Source organism: Brachyspira suanatina (genome assembly GCF_001049755.1).
Lineage (GTDB): Bacteria > Spirochaetota > Brachyspiria > Brachyspirales > Brachyspiraceae > Brachyspira > Brachyspira suanatina.
In genome coordinates this window covers 1,362,278-1,375,874 of the sequence record NZ_CVLB01000001.1, presented here as the reverse complement: position 1 = coordinate 1,375,874, position 13,597 = coordinate 1,362,278, and the positions used below count along the sequence as shown (strand labels likewise).

Annotated in this window: 11 protein-coding genes; 3 read left to right on the top strand and 8 right to left on the bottom strand. The window is 27.9% G+C overall.

Annotated features, from left to right (window positions below; translation table 11 throughout):
• Positions 1 to 16 precede the first annotated feature (16 nt).
• Together BRSU_RS05880 and BRSU_RS05875 are read left to right on the top strand one after the other, a co-directional pair.
• Entirely contained in the window at positions 17 to 1,753 is a 1,737-nt protein-coding gene (locus tag BRSU_RS05880) for a proline--tRNA ligase (RefSeq protein WP_048594348.1), read from the top strand.
• A gap of 91 nt (positions 1,754 to 1,844) precedes the next feature.
• Positions 1,845 to 2,285: a GNAT family N-acetyltransferase gene (locus BRSU_RS05875; RefSeq protein WP_048594347.1), complete on the top strand. Its 441-nt coding sequence runs from the start codon at positions 1,845 to 1,847 to the stop codon at positions 2,283 to 2,285.
• Positions 2,286 to 2,294: 9 nt separating this feature from the next.
• Here the strand turns inward: BRSU_RS05875 and BRSU_RS05870 are convergent, their stop codons facing one another.
• From BRSU_RS05870 to BRSU_RS05845, 6 genes are all read right to left on the bottom strand, one after another.
• A complete protein-coding gene (locus BRSU_RS05870) occupies positions 2,295 to 3,365 on the bottom strand; it encodes an LptF/LptG family permease (protein ID WP_048594346.1) in 1,071 nt (356 codons plus the stop codon).
• Positions 3,365 to 4,246 (bottom strand): DUF2225 domain-containing protein, encoded by an 882-nt coding sequence (locus BRSU_RS05865; protein ID WP_048594345.1) that lies wholly within the window; start codon positions 4,244 to 4,246, stop codon positions 3,365 to 3,367. Before BRSU_RS05865 ends, BRSU_RS05870 begins: the two co-directional genes overlap by 1 nt.
• Before the next feature lie 68 nt (positions 4,247 to 4,314).
• Positions 4,315 to 5,445, bottom strand: coding sequence for a hypothetical protein (locus BRSU_RS05860; protein WP_048594344.1), 1,131 nt, complete (start codon positions 5,443 to 5,445; stop codon positions 4,315 to 4,317).
• Positions 5,420 to 6,955 (bottom strand): NTP transferase domain-containing protein, encoded by a 1,536-nt coding sequence (locus tag BRSU_RS05855; protein ID WP_048594343.1) that lies wholly within the window; start codon positions 6,953 to 6,955, stop codon positions 5,420 to 5,422. The genes BRSU_RS05860 and BRSU_RS05855 overlap by 26 nt, the downstream gene beginning before the upstream one ends.
• A gap of 22 nt (positions 6,956 to 6,977) precedes the next feature.
• On the bottom strand, positions 6,978 to 7,520 hold the full coding sequence (locus BRSU_RS05850; protein ID WP_048594342.1) for a hypothetical protein: 543 nt from the start codon (positions 7,518 to 7,520) through the stop codon (positions 6,978 to 6,980).
• Positions 7,521 to 7,569: 49 nt separating this feature from the next.
• Positions 7,570 to 8,976: an MATE family efflux transporter gene (locus tag BRSU_RS05845; RefSeq protein WP_048594341.1), complete on the bottom strand. Its 1,407-nt coding sequence runs from the start codon at positions 8,974 to 8,976 to the stop codon at positions 7,570 to 7,572.
• Positions 8,977 to 9,102: 126 nt separating this feature from the next.
• Here BRSU_RS05845 and BRSU_RS05840 point away from each other — a divergent pair, with 126 nt between their 5' ends.
• Positions 9,103 to 10,029 (top strand): methylenetetrahydrofolate reductase, encoded by a 927-nt coding sequence (locus tag BRSU_RS05840; RefSeq protein ID WP_048594340.1) that lies wholly within the window; start codon positions 9,103 to 9,105, stop codon positions 10,027 to 10,029.
• Between the two features lies 1 nt (position 10,030).
• Here BRSU_RS05840 and BRSU_RS05835 read toward each other — a convergent pair whose 3' ends face one another.
• Together BRSU_RS05835 and BRSU_RS05830 are read right to left on the bottom strand one after the other, a co-directional pair.
• Complete coding sequence (locus BRSU_RS05835) at positions 10,031 to 10,843, bottom strand: vitamin B12 dependent-methionine synthase activation domain-containing protein (protein WP_048594339.1); 813 nt, start codon at positions 10,841 to 10,843, stop codon at positions 10,031 to 10,033.
• A gap of 17 nt (positions 10,844 to 10,860) precedes the next feature.
• Positions 10,861 to 13,482 (bottom strand): homocysteine S-methyltransferase family protein, encoded by a 2,622-nt coding sequence (locus BRSU_RS05830; RefSeq protein ID WP_048594338.1) that lies wholly within the window; start codon positions 13,480 to 13,482, stop codon positions 10,861 to 10,863.
• Positions 13,483 to 13,597: the final 115 nt, after the last annotated feature.

Here is a 13,597-nt window from a genome sequence, read left to right as displayed (position 1 = left end):
TTTTAAGGGAAATATTATGCGTTTATCAAAATTATTCATGCCTACATTAAAAGAAGCACCTAGTGATGCAATAATAGCTTCAAATAAATTAATGTTAAGGGCAGCACTTGCAAGAAAAATATCAAATGGTCTTTATTCGTATTTACCTCTTGGAGTTAGAGTATTGAATAAAATATCTAATATAATAAGAGAGGAAATGGATGCAATAGGTTCTAATGAATGCATAATGCCCATACTTGTTTCAAAGGAATTATTAACACCTTCAGGAAGATGGGAAAGATTTAAAAAGGAATTATTCAGATTAAAAGATAGAAATGATGTTGATATGGCTATGGGGCCTACTCATGAAGAGGCTTTCACTATAACAGCACAAAATGAAATACAATCATATAAAGATTTTCCTCTAACTTTATATCAAATACATACTAAATTCAGAGATGAAATACGTCCAAGATTTGGAGTGATAAGATCAAAAGAATTTACTATGAAAGATGCTTATTCATTTCATATAACTAAAGAATGTCTTGATAAAACCTATAATGATATGAGCGGAGCCTATACAAAAATTTTCAAAAGAATGGGACTAGATACTGTAAGCGTAAAAGCAGACAGCGGTGCAATGGGCGGAGAAGGAAGCGAAGAGTTTATGGTATTAAGTGAAGTAGGTGAGGAAACAATCATATTCTGTTCTAAATGTGATTATAGAGCTAATGTTGAAAAAGCTAATGTAAAAGAGGATGAAGCAGCTGCATCTTATACTGATAAAGCTTTAGAAGAAGTTTATACTCCTGATATAAAAACTATAAATGATTTAGAAAAATTCTTTAATACATCTTCAAAGAATTTTATTAAAAGTATAATTTATAAAACTGAAGAAGATGAAGTAATATTAGTTGCTATAAGAGGCGATTTAGAAATTAATGAAACTAAATTATCTAATGCATTAGGCGGAGTAGATATAGAACTTGCCGATGAAGAAACTGTAAAAGAAGTTACAGGTGCTAGAGTAGGTTTTGCTTCTCCTATAGGATTAAAAAAGAAAATTAGAATATTTGCTGATAACTCTATAAAATCAGTATCTGATGCAATAGTAGGCGGCAACAAGGATGATACTCATATAAAAAATGTTAATATAGAAAGAGATTTTAATATTGATGTGTGGGGTGATTTTAGAACAGCTAAAGAAGGCGACAGATGCCCTCAATGCGGAGAAGTTCTTTATCAGAAAAAAGGATTGGAGTTAGGACATATTTTCAAACTTGGCGATAAATATACTGAGGCTTTCAATTTCAAAGTATTAGATGAAAACAACAAAGAGATTACTCCTATAATGGGTTGTTATGGTATTGGTGTTAATAGAGCTTTAGCTTCTGTTATAGAACAAAATTATGATGATAAGGGTATAATATTCCCTATAAGTGTTGCTCCTTATGAGGCCATAGTGGTTGCTATTGATAAAGAAACTGAAGACTCATTCAAAAAAGCAGAAGAAATATATAATGCTCTAAACTCTCTTGGAATTGAAACTATGTTTGATGATAGAAAAGAAAGACTTGGAGTAAAACTTAATGATTGTGATTTGATTGGTATTCCTATGAGAATAATAGTTGGTAAAAAATCACTTCAAAGAGGAGTTGTTGAATTCAAACTTAGAAAATCACAGGAAAGTGTTGAGGTAAAACTTGAAGAAATAATTGAATATGTAAAAACAAAAAAACAAGAACTATTCAATGAAATAAACAGCAAATTATAATAAAATATAGTTATAAAATAAATGAATAGGGAAGTAATTATATTTCCTTATTCATTTTTATTTTAAATTATTTATTTATTTAAATACTAAAATGGAAAATATAGAAATTGTAAATGATATTGATGATAATATAATAGATTCTATTTATTTAATATCTTCAAAAAGTGAATACATACATTTATCCAAAGATTATATAAAACAGTATATAAAAGATAAACATCATAAAGTCATTATAATAAAATATGATAATCAAATAACAGGATTTTTAATATATTTTTTATTAGAACCAGAAGCAGATATAATATTTATAGCTTCATATCCAAATAATAAAGGTTATGGAAACAAATTATTATCATATTTATTTAATGATGCCAAAAATAATAATGTAAATAGTATAAAATTAGATTTACATGAAAATAATATTAATGCTAAAAAATTTTATATAAGAAATGGATTTAAAGAAATAGCTGTCAGAAAAAAATACTATGATAATAAATTTGATGCTATCATTATGGAAATTAAAATATATTAATTTTTTACATCAATGGAATTTCTTAAATGCTAATATACAAAGTACAGCAAATATAATATTAGGCATCCAAGCTGCAATAAAAGGATTCATATTGCCAGCCTCGCCCATAGATCTGAAAACCATAAGTACTGAATAATACATCAAAGCCACTATTATAACCATTACTAAACTTACAACTAAAACACTTTGAGTCGAAAATTTAGAAAATAATGAAGCAAGTAAAACAATAATAAAACCTGAAAAACAATAAGATATTCTATAATGAAGATCTGTTTCTAATCTTGAAGTATTCATATTAACTTCTTTTTGTAGTTTTATTATATGGGCTTCTTCACTTAAACTCATAGAATCTAGAGGCGGTCTTCCATAAAAATGTTCAGGTCTTTCCCAAACATCTAATGGATAATTATTTATTTTTTCTACTTTTATTTCTTTACTTTCACTAAATGTTGTTAATATTCCATCTGTTACATACCATTTTTTATCTTCATCATTCCATTGTATATGAGGGCTTGATACCCTAAATAAAATTCTTCCGTCATTATCTAATTTTACTATTATAGTATTTTGCATATATTGTTCTTCATAAAAATAAGTTTCTATAAAATATAAGTAATTATTACCGCCGAACAATTCCCAAGGACCACTTCTAGACGCTTTTTGATTGCCTCTCATAGCATCATTTGCTGCAAAAGATACTTTATTTAATGGTGCTGCTACAAATTCCCAGAAAAATACTAAAAATAAACATAATCCAATTACCATAATGAACATAGGCATGGAAAATTTAAATAAGCTAATACCTGAATTTTCAATAGCAAGCATTTCTTTATTTTTTACAAATGTACCTAATACATAAGTAGATGAAAACATCAAAGCAACAGGAAATATATAATATGTATTATGCGGTGCTCTTGCTAGGTGATATGTAATAAAATAATTAATTAATTCAGGATGTTCGGTATAAAAAGATAATCTACTGCTCAAATCTGCTATTGTAACTAATACTACAAATAGCAGTAAAGAACCTAAAAAGAAAGATAGAAATTCTTTTAATAGATACGCATTTAATTTTTTCATTAACTTACATCTATACCATATTCTTCATTAAGCTGATTTAATTCTTCTGTAATAGCAACATGAAGTTCCTTTATTTTTTCAAGCAAAGCAGAAGGTTTTGATTTACTGCTTTTTCCAGATCCGAATATTTTACTTATTTTTCTTTTAGCTTGTACAAGAGTTTCTGCTTTAACTTTAGGATCTGGTATAAATTTAGAAGAATCCATTCCAAGTAATGCTCCCATATAAAGCATACCCTCATAACCAAAATTATTATCTATATCAGGACCAAATGATTTTAATTTTTCAAAATTTTCTTTTCCATTTTGCATACATTCTATAGAAGCAGAATACAATTCACTTGCTTTATATTGGAAGAAAGGAATAAGTCTGTCATAATTTTCATTAGGATAAACGTTTGCTAAATCTTCCAAAGTCCAGCTTAATCTCAAAGAACATAAAGCCTTTTTTAAAGTAGGGGCACTGTCTTTTCCAATATAACGATATCCGTCCAAAGCTAAAAAATAACTAGCAGCACCTTCTAAAAGTGTTCTATGTCTTGTGAAATCTATATCATTTCCAAAAAATTCTTTCATATATGAAGCTCTTTGTCTTGCTGTATCTGCAGCTTCATCTACTTTTTTATGGTCTATTAAGTTAAAATCTTCTTGGAAAGCAGCATATAAACAATGAGGGCAAACTACTACTACATATATTAAAGGATAAACTGTTCCATATTTTTTACTTTTTTCATAAGTTCTTCTTAAATCATTTCTTAATTTTCCAGCAATTAATCTTCCTCCGCCTGTAAGAAGCATTTCATGATAAAATTCATTCTTACATACAGGACATGTTCTTGGGTTTTTCTCTATAAACGATACTTTTGGTTGCTCATCACTCATAAAAAATCCTATTATATACTTAATTTTATTAACATTTATAATATAAAAATGTTAAATCAATTATCGGTTTATTTTAATTTTTCAATATCACTTATATTAAGCTTTGTAATTCTAAGTTCATCAAATACATTATTATAATAGAGTATATAAAAATAAGGATATTGTGCTGATTTTAATCTTACATTTCCTATACTTGTTCCCAAAACAGATAAATCTATAACTCTATTATCCATAAACAGGTACTTATTTCCATTTTCTTTAGTGTATAAAACCATTATTTGTGCTGCATAGTCCAATGCTGAATCTAATGAAATGATATTTTCATCTTCAGCAACTATTGTACCATTAGTAAATACTCCGTCATAAAATCTGGTATAATTAATAGTTTGAGGATTATCTTCTGTAAGATATACTATATTAAATCTATTATGCTCCTCATAAGAAACTGAATATATACTAGAATTAGTTACTATTGCTCTGTCATCAAAAAATGTAAATGCAGTATTAGTTTTTCTAGAACCATATAATATATTGCCTGTTTGATATTCATGCATATATAGAGCATAGCCATCTTTTTCAGCGACAGGATAAACACTGTCTACTATTTTATTTGTATAAATAAAGTCTGAAAAGAAATTATCTCTATAAAATCTTGATACAGATAATATGCCTCTATTGTCTACAAAAAATAATGTAGGATAATTGAATGCTGACATTACTAATTTCAAATCAACAATCTTTCTATTTTGCCTTATATCCATAGTATAATTATTAAAAGTACCGGAATTATTATTAACATATAATATTTTATTTGCTTTATTATAGGATACATGTACATTCCTATTATTTAATGCTATACTTACGAAATTACCAAGATCTCTATTATTATCTAATATAGTTCTAGTAAAATTTCCATCTTTTCCGCTAACATATACCGCAGTATTAAGAAGATTATCATAATAAGCAAAATGCACATTATTATATCCGTCTACAAACAACTCGCTAATATATGGCTCTTCCCTTAAAGAGGCTATAGACCAAGTAGAAAGAGATTCAAAACTACTCATTCTCACATAATGCTCTGTAAGCGGGGGAGCATCTTTTTTTATTTCTTTTTGATATTGTGCATTTAAGCTTGCAAATAATAATATTATTATAACAAATATTAATACACTATTTCTTTTTAGATTTCTTAGCATCTTCTATCTTACTTACAGCTTCAAGTCCTTCTTCTTTAGGTCTTATAAATCTGCATTTTATAACATTACCTTTATCATCAAGCAATGCTTTTATATGAGAATAATAGAATATACAATGTTCTATATAGGCATTATCATCAACGATAGAACCGTATAAATAGCTTACCCCTTTGATAAGAACATTAGATCCAATATTTACAGGATGATTATCACTTCCTGTAACATTAACACCTCTTTCTAAAGTAGTGTTTTTTCCTATATATACATTACCTTTAATCTGGTTTTCTGAATATATTTTAACATTATCATCTAATATAAGTTTCTGATTCTCTAAACAAGAAAGTAATACATTATCTCCTATATATGTATGATCGCCAAGATATACATTACCTTCTATCTTAGCACCATGTGATATTGTAACTCCATAATTAACTTTAACACCTTTACCTATATAAGCACCTTTTCCTATATATATATCCAAAGGTTTTTCATCTTTATCTATTTCTAATATCTGCTCAACAACAGAATCATCAATGAAGAAATCTTCTCCATCATATATAGTGATTATATTCTTAAGTTTATTATAAACATTAGATCTAGCTATAGATTCCATCTCTTTAAGAACTGTTTTATCATTAAATCCCAAAACAACTCTGCTGTCTTTAGGCATATAAGTAGATATTGATAAATTATTATTAATAAAAATTTCTATTAAATCAGTTAAATACAGTTCATTTTGTGCATTATTAGACTCTAATTTTTGTATAAGTTCTTCTAAAGGCTTCATTTTGAAACCATATATTCCAGCAACATACTCATTGAAATTATCTAATAACTCATCTTTTTCATAGGAGAATTTTTCATCTTTATAAACTTTAAATAGTTTCTTATCGTCCTGCATAGCAAGTATATCTTTATACTCAATAACTCCTATAACATTACCTTGAGAACCTTGTCTATATTTGCTTTTTTTGCCGTCGCAAGTAAGCCCTCTGCTTCTTAATATTCTTCCATAATAGTTACTTCCTTTAGGGCCATCATACATAGCAGTCATAACTATCATATCAGTTTTAGATTTTAAAAATTCCTCATGAAACTCTTTCATAGTTTCAGAATCAATAAGTCCCATATCAGCATATATTACATAACAATACTTTATATTCTTTAAATCACTCTTATCAAGTCCAACTTTTACAGCATGTCCTGTACCTCTTTGTTCTTCCTGATAAGCAAAGTTAGTGTTAGCCTGCTTTCCAACTGCATTAGCAACATCTAGTGCTTTTATTCCTACAACTATAGTAATATTGCTTTTAGGCATACCATTTTTTACAGCAAGTCTAACCCTTTCTATACTAGGAACTCCCCATATAGTATGAAGCATTTTAGACGTAGAACTTCTAATTCTTTTACCATGACCAGCAGCTAATATTATCACCAATGTATCATTCTTTGAAAACTTAGACGATAATGAAGCAAGAGCATTCTCTATTTCAACTACATTTTTTTCCATAGGTAACTCCTAATTATAATGTTTATTTTTTATTTTGTTTATTTGTATATATTTGTTCAAATACAGGTTTTTTTATATTGGTATTTTTAGAATAGAAATCGGAATTTACAATTTTATCATTAACTTTTAAATCATTGTCCTTAGAATCTATTTTTCCTTTTGCTTTTAAAATATCTTCTAAACTATTTTTTTTATAATTATTAGGAAGAAATGCATTTTTACTATCTAATTCTAATTTATCATTTTTATCATCTTTATTGAAAGTTTCATCTTCTTTAAGCCATTTTCTAAGTACTTTAACTACAGATTCTGCTAATTTATCTAGTTTTTGTTTAGCTCTTACATTTCCTCCAAGATTAGAGTCTTCCTTCATAATGAATTTATAAAGCTGCATAGCTTTTATTATATTTTTCTTTTCAAAATTATAATAATCTGCAACTTTTTCTATGCCTCCATAATAGGAAGCTGTGAGATAACATCTGTAAGCACCTTCAATATCTTTTTGATTAAAAAGTTCATTACCTTTTCTAACTAAAGCGCTTCTTGTAGAATCTTTGATTTCCATAGTCTACATTATATACTGATAATAGAAAACTGCAAGCATTAATTTTATGTTAATTTGTGTTTGTATCTTTTAATTTTAATGATTCTAATTTCATTTCTTTTATTATACTGTAAGCAAGAGGTATAGATAATAAAAAAGTAAGAAAATCAGAAAAAGGCTGTGCTATTTCTATACCTGTTATTCCAAATACTCTAGGAAATATATATATAATTGGTATGAAAAATATTCCTTGTTTTGCTAAGGCTAAAACAGAAGCTCTTATAGTTTTTCTAGTAGTTTGAAGCATCATACTAGATAATGTTATAACTCCCCATAATGGTAAACTTAATGCCTGATAGTGTAGAGCATTCTTAGCTATATCGAACAGAGAAATATCTTTATCATTAAATAAATGAACTATTTGAGATGAATTTATAAATATTATAACAGCAAAAATGAAAAGCACTAGTGTAGATATTTTGATGCAGAAAAAAAATGCATTTATAACTCTATCATACTTTTTTGCTCCATAATTGAATCCGCATACAGGCTGAAATCCCTGACCAAATCCTATAATTGCTGAATTAGCAAATATAGATACTCTGTTTACTATAGACATAGCAGCTATAGCAGCATCACCAAATTGACCAGCAGCTATATTCAAGAATGCTGTTGCAAAACTAGATATACTCTGTCTGCAAAGACTAGGAAGTCCTCCTACAATGATAGCTTTGTATTTTTGTAAACTAGGTGAAAAATCTTTTAATTTTATAGGCAAAGATCCCCAAACATTAGTACCGACCAAAAGCACACAAAAACCGCAAAATTGACTTATTATAGTTGCTATGGCAGCACCTTTTACACCCATAGAAAAATGAAATATTAATATAGGATCAAGTATTATATTCAAAATAGCCCCTGTTATTAAACCTATCATAGCAAATAAGGCATTACCCTGAAGTCTTAATTGATTATTCAAGACTAATGAAGCTGTCATATAAGGGGCACCTATCAAAATATATTTCATATAGCTTATAGAGTATGGAAGTATAGTTTCTGTTGAGCCTAATATATAAGCTAATGGCTTAATAAAAATTATTCCTAATATTAATATTATAAATCCGGCAATCATAGCAGATAAAAAACCAGTAGCAGCCATTTTTGAAGCTTCTTCTGTTTCCTTTGCTCCTAATTTTATAGATATATAATTACCAGATCCATGCCCAAAAAAGAATCCTACAGCCTGTATTATTGCCATCATAGAAAATACTATTCCAACAGCAGCAGTTGATTGAGTATTTATCTTGCTTACAAAAAATGTATCAGCCATATTATAAAAAGATGTTGTAAGCATACTAATTATTGTAGGTATGCCCAACTTTATAACTAAAAATTCAACTCTTGATTCTGTTAATTCTTTAAATTTTCTATTTTGTCTTTCGGTTTCTTTTAATGTAGCATCATCACTTACGTTCATATTATATCCTAAAAAATCTAATTATGCATAGTATATAACTTTTTTATATAACTTCAATATGATTTTTTTTATTTGACTTTTTTTATTTTTTTAGTAGGATATTAACATAATATAGAGGATTATAGTATGAGTAATAATGTAGAAAATTTCATAGGTAAACTAGAAAATAAAGATGAATATACATTTACATTGGAAATATCTCCGCAAGCCAAATTTGATTTAGGTTATATAAAAGATAAAATTGATGATTCTAAAATTTCAGATTATATAGATGCTTTTGTTCTAACTGATTCTCCATTTGCTAATTTAAAAATATCATCAATACTTGCAGCATTGCAATTACAGCAAAGACTAAATAATAATAAACCTTTCATAGCAACTCAAACTATGAGAGATAAAAATTCTATAGCTTTACAAAATGATTTAATAGGGGCAAATTATTTTGATATAAGAATGGTGCTTGCAGTTACTGGAGATGCTATAGCTAATGGTAATCAAAAACAAGCAAAAGCAGTATTTGAAGGAAATTCAGAATTATTAATAAGTATAATAAAAGATCTAAATAAAGGAAAAAGTTTAGGGGAATTTATTTTTAAAGAACCATTAAAACCAATATATCCATTCTGCGTTATTAACAGTTATGCAAAAAATAATGATACATTAAAAGTACGACTTGCTAAGAAAGCTAATTCAGGTGTTAAAGCAATATTCACCCAGCCTATATATGAATCAGAAAGATTAGAAATATTGTTAAAATGGATAGACGAACTTCCATTAAAAGAAAAACCTATGTTAGTTCCTGGATTTTTTCCAATACTTACATATAAAACTGCATACTTTATATATTATAAACTTCCTGGTGCTTATATACCAGAAACTTGGCTTAATAAATTAAAAAAAGCTAGTGATAAATCTCCTGAAGAAGAAAAAAAAGTTGCAGTAGAATTATCATCTGATTTATTTCATAGTATGCTCAAAAAACATAGAAAGATGCATATAATGAGTATGAATAATTATGATTTTGTTGTTAGCTTATTAAAAAATATAAAATAACTTAATTTGCAAAATAATAAGAATCTTCGCAAAATGATATTATTGCACAAGTACTAAGCTCTGGATCCATCATATAGCTTTCGGTAAGAGTAACATTGAATTCTTCCGGCTTTAATTTATCAAAAATGATTCTATTTCCGTACATATTTGAAAGCGCCTTATAACCAAAAGAATATCTGCATCCTACATGTTTTCTTTTACCATTGTTTTTTAGATTAAGTAAATTATCCATATGGTTTTGAAGTATATCCACATAATTTTCTATGATATTAGTTCCTATAGCATTATAAAAGTAATAATCCTTATAATCATCATTATCATATAAACCTTTTAAAAATCCAGCAAATTTCGTTCCAAGGCTTACTAGAGTAAAACCTATAGTATCTTCTTCTTTATCAAAAAAATCTACTATTGAATTGTAAGGCTCATTTTCCATACGCTCTAAAGGTATTTCTATTTTTTCATCTTTTAGTTCATTAGTTTCAAAATTAACATCATATATATATAATTTATCATTCTCTGTAATAGTTTTATAAAATCCGTAAATCATTACAGGTTCAATTAAATTATTTTCTATAATATTGCTCTTCATTTCTTCGTATTTAGGTTCTACCTTAGTTTTAATCATCTCATTATATTTTTCCATATCTTGATTCTTTGTAGAATATCCAAAACCTGCTCTGAAAAGTCTAACTTTGTTAATCATATCAAAAGCTTCTTTTTCTATTTCTTTATTAAACTCAAAAACTTTTCTTCCATAGAATGGAGGTTTATTTATATAATGTTCATGATTTTTATGATTTATTTCCGGCATTGCTGTTAGTATCCTTTTTAATTATTATTTTCTTTATCTCTATCAGCTATTATCTCTTTTATTGCTAATATATCATCAAAGCCATCTTTACAATAAAATATTTTACCAGTATCTCCATAAACTTTTTTACAGTCATTTTCTACAAACTCTTTTGTAAGTGCAGCTCCTCCAAGAAGAATAGGTATTTTCAATCCTTTTTCTCTTATATAGGCAAGATTATCTTTCATCACTTCGGTAGATTTTACCAAAAGACCAGACATTCCTATGCAGTCTGCATTATGTTCATGATATGCTTCTAAAAATTTTTCTATAGGAACTTTAGTACCAATATTAACAGTTTCAAATCCATTATTTTTTATGATGATTTCAACTAAATTCTTACCAACATCATGCACATCTCCTGCCACAGTACCAAGTATTATTTTAGCAGTTTTTTCCTGTTTCTTTTTCTCTAAAAATTCGGATAAGAAATCAACACTCTTTTTCATTACTTCAGCAGAACCAAGTACAAAAGGAAGCTGTATAGTTCCTTCACCAAATTTTACCCCGATATCAGCCATAGTAGGAAGAAGTATTTCATCAATTATAGCCTGGGCAAATTTCTTTTCTCCGCCAAATTCTTCGCTATTTTCTTTCACCTCATTAAGTAAGTTTTGCATATCTTTCCATTCACCGTCAAGCATAGCATCTCTTATAGCTTCCCTTATAGGCTTTTTAATATTTTCTTCTTTATTAAGTTCTTTCTTTTCTTTTTTATCAGAGAAGTGATTTATATAATTTATTAAAGGTTCTTTAGTATTATTTTTATTATATATAAGTTCTTTTGCTAATTCTATTTCTTTTTCATCTATTTTTGAAAGCGGAAGTATTTGAGCTACATTAACAATTGCAGTAGTAAGTCCATGATTAATAGCTTCATATAAAAATACTGAATTCATTATCTTTCTAGCTTCTTCTTTAAGTCCAAAAGATATATTTGATACTCCCAAACTTATAGAACTTTCAGGATATTTATTTGATAATTCTTTTATAGCATTTAAAGTTTCAACTCCTGCCATAAAACTATTTTCATCACCGCTAGCAAGTGTAAATGTAAGAGGGTCGAATATTATATCATGAGGTAATATCTTATGAACATTAACTGCACGATCATACATTCTTTCAGCCATTCTCAATTTATCTTCACAAGTTAATGCCATTGATTTTTCATCTATAGTAAGAAGCATAATAGAGGCACCATATCTTTTAGCTAATGAACATATGGAGTCAAATTTTTCTTCGCCTTGCTCCATATTTGCAGAATTTATTATTGGTTTTCCGCCATATACTTTTAAAGCAGCCTCTATAACATTAGGTTTTATTGCATCAATAACTAAAGGCAAAGAAATTTGTTTAACATAAGCAGAAATAATTTTTGTAATATCTTCCACTTCATCACGTCCAGCCCAAGCAGCATTAACATCTATTGCATGGCTTCCAGCTTTTACCTGTTTTATACCAACATCAAGCATACCGTCCATATCGCCTGCAATCATAAGTTCTCTAAATATTTTACTTCCTGTAGCATTGCTTCTTTCACCTATCATTAAAGGAGCTGGATTTTGTTTTATGCTTACTACATTAAATAAACTAGCTATATATGGTCTTTGTTTTTCCAATGCCGGCTTTTTAGGCTTTATTCCTTTTACTTTATCAGCCAATGCATTTATATGAAGTGGGGTAGTACCGCAGCATCCTCCTATAAATGCAAGTCCGTCTAACTCAAAAAACTTGCTATTAATATCAGCAAACTCTTCCGGCGTCATACTATAATATGCTTTTCCTCCTCTGTTTTCCGGAAGTCCTGCATTACTATGTATTGATATTGGAAGAGATGATATTTCTGAAAGCTTTTTTATATGACGCATTGCCATATCAGGCCCAGTACCGCAATTCATGCCTATAGAAAAAATATCTAAATTTGAAAGTATAGTATATGCTGTTTCTATATCTGTACCTAAAAGCATAGTACCTTCTTTTTCTATAGTTACAGATACCATTATTGGAATTTCTTTATTAAGTTTTTTAGCTGTATCGTTAACTGCTAGTATTGCAGCTTTTAATTGCAAAACATCTTGGGCAGTTTCAAGAAGTATTATATCAACTCCTCCATCTATTAATCCTTTTGCAGCTTCTGTATATCCATTATACATTTCATCAAAACTAATTTGTCCCAAACTAGGAAGTTTTACACCGGGGCCTAAACTGCCGGCAATAAATATATCTCTATTTAAATCTCCTTTAGAATTAGGATTTTTTAAATATTCTTCTCTTGCCTCATTAGCTATTAATGCAGCAGTTTTTGCTAGATCATAGGCTTTATCTGCAATATCATATTCACTTAAAACCCAAGGTATAGCTCCGAAACTATTAGTCTTCGTTATATTGGCATTGGCATTCAAATAATCTATATGTATTTCTTTCATTATATTTGGAGCAGTTATATTCAGTATTTCATTACAACCTTCTATATTATTTCCATTTATAATCCAAGATTCTTTTTTAATTTCTTTCTTTTGAAGTTCTGTACCTGTTGCACCGTCTATTATTAAATACTGTTCTTTTATAAGTTCTTTTAATTTTTCTTTAATATTATTCATTATTCAAGCTCCAATTATTTTATAAAACAGAATTTTACTTATTCTAATATAAAAATATAAATATAACAAGTTTTTTACAGCCATTGGATATCAAAAATATTATTATTAATAATAA

Bases quoted from the DNA above. Each gene is read 5' to 3' on its own strand.
- BRSU_RS05880 (WP_048594348.1), top strand. From the start codon at position 17: ATGCGTTTATCAAAATTATTCATGCCTACATTAAAAGAAGCACCTAGT.
- BRSU_RS05875 (WP_048594347.1), top strand. From the start codon at position 1,845: ATGGAAAATATAGAAATTGTAAATGATATTGATGATAATATAATAGAT.
- BRSU_RS05870 (WP_048594346.1), bottom strand. From the start codon at position 3,365: ATGAAAAAATTAAATGCGTATCTATTAAAAGAATTTCTATCTTTCTTT.
- BRSU_RS05865 (WP_048594345.1), bottom strand. From the start codon at position 4,246: ATGAGTGATGAGCAACCAAAAGTATCGTTTATAGAGAAAAACCCAAGA.
- BRSU_RS05860 (WP_048594344.1), bottom strand. From the start codon at position 5,445: ATGCTAAGAAATCTAAAAAGAAATAGTGTATTAATATTTGTTATAATA.
- BRSU_RS05855 (WP_048594343.1), bottom strand. From the start codon at position 6,955: ATGGAAAAAAATGTAGTTGAAATAGAGAATGCTCTTGCTTCATTATCG.
- BRSU_RS05850 (WP_048594342.1), bottom strand. From the start codon at position 7,520: ATGGAAATCAAAGATTCTACAAGAAGCGCTTTAGTTAGAAAAGGTAAT.
- BRSU_RS05845 (WP_048594341.1), bottom strand. From the start codon at position 8,976: ATGAACGTAAGTGATGATGCTACATTAAAAGAAACCGAAAGACAAAAT.
- BRSU_RS05840 (WP_048594340.1), top strand. From the start codon at position 9,103: ATGAGTAATAATGTAGAAAATTTCATAGGTAAACTAGAAAATAAAGAT.
- BRSU_RS05835 (WP_048594339.1), bottom strand. From the start codon at position 10,843: ATGCCGGAAATAAATCATAAAAATCATGAACATTATATAAATAAACCT.
- BRSU_RS05830 (WP_048594338.1), bottom strand. From the start codon at position 13,482: ATGAATAATATTAAAGAAAAATTAAAAGAACTTATAAAAGAACAGTAT.